This window comes from Anaplasma bovis, from assembly GCF_036903315.1.
Taxonomy (GTDB): Bacteria; Pseudomonadota; Alphaproteobacteria; order Rickettsiales; family Anaplasmataceae; genus Anaplasma; species Anaplasma bovis.
The window spans coordinates 1-4,528 of record NZ_JAWLNY010000067.1; the positions used below are offsets into that span (position 1 = coordinate 1).

Below are 4,528 nucleotides of genomic sequence, written 5' to 3' on the forward strand. Positions count from 1 at the left end.
GAGCCTTGGCTTCAATCTGCCGTATCCGCTCCCTGGTAACGTTAAACAGCTTACCTACCTCTTCTAACGTGTGGTCCTTGCCTCCCTTTCCTATCCCAAAGCGCATACGCAATATACGCTCCTCTTTCGGAGTCAAAGTAGAAAGAACTTTCGTCGTAATCTCGCGTAGATCCGCAAGAACAGCAGCGTTTTCAGGCTTCACAGCACGCTTATCCTCTATGCAATCACCAAACGTGCTACTGTCATCATCGCCAATTGGACTTTCCAGACTCACAGGGTCTTTCACTATTTTCATCACCTTGCGAATCTTCTCAACGTTGATATTGAGCTTTGCAGATAACTCTTCCAGAGTAGGCTCCCTACCTATCTCGTGCAGCATCTGTCTAAGAGTGCGATTTATCTTGTTTACAGTTTCAATCATGTGAACAGGGATCCTGATTGTACGTGCCTGATCTGCTATAGCACGCGTTATCGCTTGCCTTACCCACCAAGTAGCATAGGTAGAAAATTTGTAACCGCGCTTGTAGTCAAACTTATCTACAGCCTTCATTAGACCGATATTGCCTTCCTGTACGAGATCCAAGAATTGCAATCCACGGTTTGAATATTTCTTTGCGATAGACACCACAAGCCGCAAATTCGCCTTTATCATGTCCTGCTTCGCCTTGTTAGCAGTGCGCTCATGCTTTTGAATTTTTGCAACTAAAGCCTTAAACTCCCCAGGCGCATCCTCATTAGAGAGCAGCTTAACCCTGTTTAACATGCCTATTATCGTTTCCGACTCTTTATCAAGTAATTCCTTCCACTCAGGTGAAGCATTCACGTATTCACCAATGGTGTTATTATTGTACGCTTCGAGAAAGCTCTTGCGGTCTACCCCATAACTCTCAACTAAAGATAAAAGCGAAGCCTCCTCCGCAGCTATGGATTTGCTAAGATTGTATATTTTCTGTGTCACAGACGAGACAGCGGAGTCACTCAACTTCATTTGGGAAACCATTTCCCATATATTGTCATGTAGCTCATTATACAATTTTTCGTCGTATACTCCCTTCTCCCTTCTAATCTTTTTCATCTCCAGGATTTTCTCTGCAGACTCTATAGTCGCATCAAGAATAGATATCACTTTGGGTAGAAGAGCATTTTCCATTTCAAGGATAGAAGCGTTTCCTGCGTTGGATTCATCTTCCTCTTCGTCATCTTCATCGCTGTCGTCACTGTCTAGGGGTGGATCAGCTACGTCGTCCGAGTCTTCCTCAATGATGTCCTCTCCAAACTCATCTTCTTCTGCTTCAGGATTGCTGCTTCTATAATTTGCATCGATATCAATAAGATCTCTAAGCATGATTTGTTGGTTTACTAAATCATCCCTCCAGGACATAAAAGTGCGGAGTACTAATGGAGCCTCAACCATGCACCTCAACATGTTTATTTTTTCGGCCTTTATCCGCTTTGCAATCTCAATTTCGCCTTCCCTTGATAAAAGCTCAACAGAACTCATCTCACACAGATACATGCGTATCGGATCATCAGTTTGACCAAAATCCCATGACCTAATGCCAGACTCATCGTCCTCATCTTTTGTTATGCTGTCCTCGGGTGGCGATTCTGCCTCGTCTTCATCACTCTGCTCTAATACACTAATACCTGAATCCTGTAGAAGCGATATAGTCTCATCTATACTGTCTGAGGAAACCACATCATCAGAGAGTGCATCATTAAGATCATCGAAGGTTATTATTCCGCCTTGCTTTATGCCTTTAGTTATGAGATTTCTAACAAGCTCTTTGTCCATCAACAAATCCCGAAAAGGAAAATAAAAAACTATTGTACGCAGCGCGACTTTTCACGTAACAGCACAAACAACGAGCACGCAAAAAGGCCAGCTCACGCCCACAGTAGAACACAGCTAAACGCCAGAGCGCTGCTATCTCGAACGCAATACCGATACAAGATAATAGGCAAAGTCCTAACACATATTAAACCAAGTGTCCAATAATTTACTACAATTCACTACTCGCTATCTACAACAGGGTTATTTTGAAAAAACGCTGTTAACTTCTCCCTAACTTCTACAGGATCATCGAGCATATTTATCTGTGCTCTAAAGTAGGAAGATCCGCTGTGCGAGGTACTATACCAACCTATATGCTTTCTAAGTATCTTCACTCCCAAACTTTTGCCGTAATAGTCTAAAGTGTTGTCATAGTGTTCCAGAATTATTTTAAGTTTTTCCTCTGAAGAGGGTTCTTTTTGAATGCTGCGTGTTTTCAAAAAATGCAAAGCCTGCCTTATAAGCCAAGGTTTCCCATATGCACCTCTTCCTATCATCACTCCATCAGCTTTTGAGATCTCTAAGGCGTCTACTACATTTTTCATAGTCCGTATGTCACCATTGGCTATTACAGGTATTTTGACGCATTCTTTTACCTGTCTAATAAACTCCCAATCTGCTACTCCGCTAAACATCTGAGATCTCGTACGTCCATGTACTGTTATCATTTGAATGCCCACATCCTCAGCTATTTTTGCGAGTTTTGGCGCATTCAGATTATTCATGTCCCATCCCATTCGCATTTTAACTGTAACAGGCACCTTTACAGCTTTGACTACGCTTTCCATTATGCTACGTGCATTTTCTTCATTCCGCATAAGTGCAGATCCCGCATATCCATCCACAACCTTTTTTGCAGGACATCCAAAGTTTAAGTCTATGGATTTCGCTCCCATATCAGCACAGAGGAGTGCTGCTTCCGCCATTATTTCAGGAGTACACCCCGCAAGCTGCACAGAAGTATTCTCACATACTTCCGACTTTTGCATGCTCTGACGTGTTTTGAGTATCATAGCTCTACTTGCTATCATTTCCGATACTAGCAGCCCTGCCCCTAACTTTCTGACCATGGACCTAAACGGAAAATCCGTTACACCCGACATAGGTGCAAGTATCACTGGGTATTCTGAGATGAAATGTTTCATCACTGTGTGTGATACACTATACTGGAAGAGTGCGAATGATAGACTGCAATTTCACGCATAGCAATACTTAATTTAGTAAATATTTCGGTGAACTCATTATTAAATTTAAAAAGCTTGATACACCGATATCGAGTAAGGGTTCCTGCAAAAGTGAACTTGTTTTTGCACGTAGTTGGCAAGACTTCAAGTGGGTATCATCTTCTAGAATCGGTTTTTGTGTTCGTTGCTCTCTACGATACACTCGAAATCACCGTAGGATCTGAAAAGAAGGGAATAAACTTCGTTAAAGCAGATACTGTATGCAAGCACAATAACACGATCCAGAGATCTATAGATCACATAATGGCAGTGCGTAGTGACATTACCAGCAACGTGTATGTGAGGGTGTTTAAAAACATACCGGTATCTGCCGGCCTTGCAGGGGGATCTGCTGATGCTGCAGGTATAATAAATCTTCTTGGAAAGTTGTGGAATATAGGTGAGCACGATATTGAAAAAGTTGCACTGAAGGTTGGTAGCGATGTTCCCGCATGTATAAAATCTAAAACAGCCTTTGTAAGCGGCACAGGAGAGAATGTAGAGTGCATATCTGATGCTTTTTTACCTAAACACATCTTGCTAGTAGGGCCCAATGTGGAACTAAAGACAGAAAATGTGTTTTCTGCTTACAGTGGGAAAAAATTTTCTATGAAGATAGGTAGCTTACAGCAAAATTATGATGAGTGGATGTACATTATGAAGCATTCTCGGAATGATTTGGAAGACGTTGCGATTTCTATAATTCCGGAGATTGGCAAGATATTGAATGTACTCAATGCTTTAGATGGATGCTTTATAGCTAGAATGAGCGGCAGTGGCTCAATATGCTTTGCGCTATTCCATGACGAAGAGCTGTCAAACAAAGCTGCGAATCATCTGAAATCAGCCCATAAAGAGTGGTACGTATACAAAACCGAAATTCTCACTACAGGCGCGCAAGAAGCAGAGGCGTTTTAAAATACAAGTGTCAGCCAATATTATGTTGCTTTTTCAGCATACACTGCGGGAGTGCTATAAGGGCGCAGCTTTCCCATGCGAAGTATAGCCTGTTCATCTAACTGTTGTGTGGTTTTCAGTATCACTATGCACTTCAGCTGTGCTTTTTTTATTCAACTGAGCGAGTACTGTACTAGATGGTATAATGAACTCCTGCCGTACTCTTGTTCAAACTTGGCAGCAATTACTGCGTAGATGAAACACAGAGTTTGTATATAACTTAGTGTCCTGTTTCTTCCTTCAGTTGTGATTTGATTCAGTCCAGGAAATTTTCAGCACACCTTGAAATGGCTATGGAAAACACCGCCGGAGTAGTGTATAAGGATGCAGCTCTTCCACACGAAATATGGCTTTGTGTAGTTTTGGTAGAGGGTATGCTCCCCACTGTGTCTAGGTTTCAAGAGGGAGCATTGCTCCTCCAATATGTGAGTTTGGTAGGGCTTTTTCTTCTGAATACTGTGTGGTTTTGTGCTATTGCGTCTTCTCACCGTGCTTTTGTTCAAACTTAGAGCGA

The 4,528-nt window shown here is 42.1% G+C and carries 3 protein-coding genes; 1 reads left to right on the forward strand and 2 read right to left on the reverse strand.

The window, feature by feature from the left end; translation table 11 throughout:
* Both rpoD and dusB read right to left on the reverse strand, forming a co-directional pair.
* Positions 1 to 1,795: RNA polymerase sigma factor RpoD (rpoD, locus tag R4I06_RS04360; RefSeq protein WP_334414358.1), on the reverse strand; the 1,795-nt coding region annotated here is incomplete at its 3' end.
* 218 nt (positions 1,796 to 2,013) lie between these two features.
* Entirely contained in the window at positions 2,014 to 2,979 is a 966-nt protein-coding gene (gene dusB / locus R4I06_RS04365) for a tRNA dihydrouridine synthase DusB (protein ID WP_334414360.1), read from the reverse strand.
* 87 nt (positions 2,980 to 3,066) lie between these two features.
* Between dusB and R4I06_RS04370 the strand changes: the two genes are divergently transcribed.
* On the forward strand, positions 3,067 to 3,975 hold the full coding sequence (locus R4I06_RS04370) for a 4-(cytidine 5'-diphospho)-2-C-methyl-D-erythritol kinase (protein ID WP_334414359.1): 909 nt from the start codon (positions 3,067 to 3,069) through the stop codon (positions 3,973 to 3,975).
* Positions 3,976 to 4,528 lie beyond the last annotated feature (553 nt).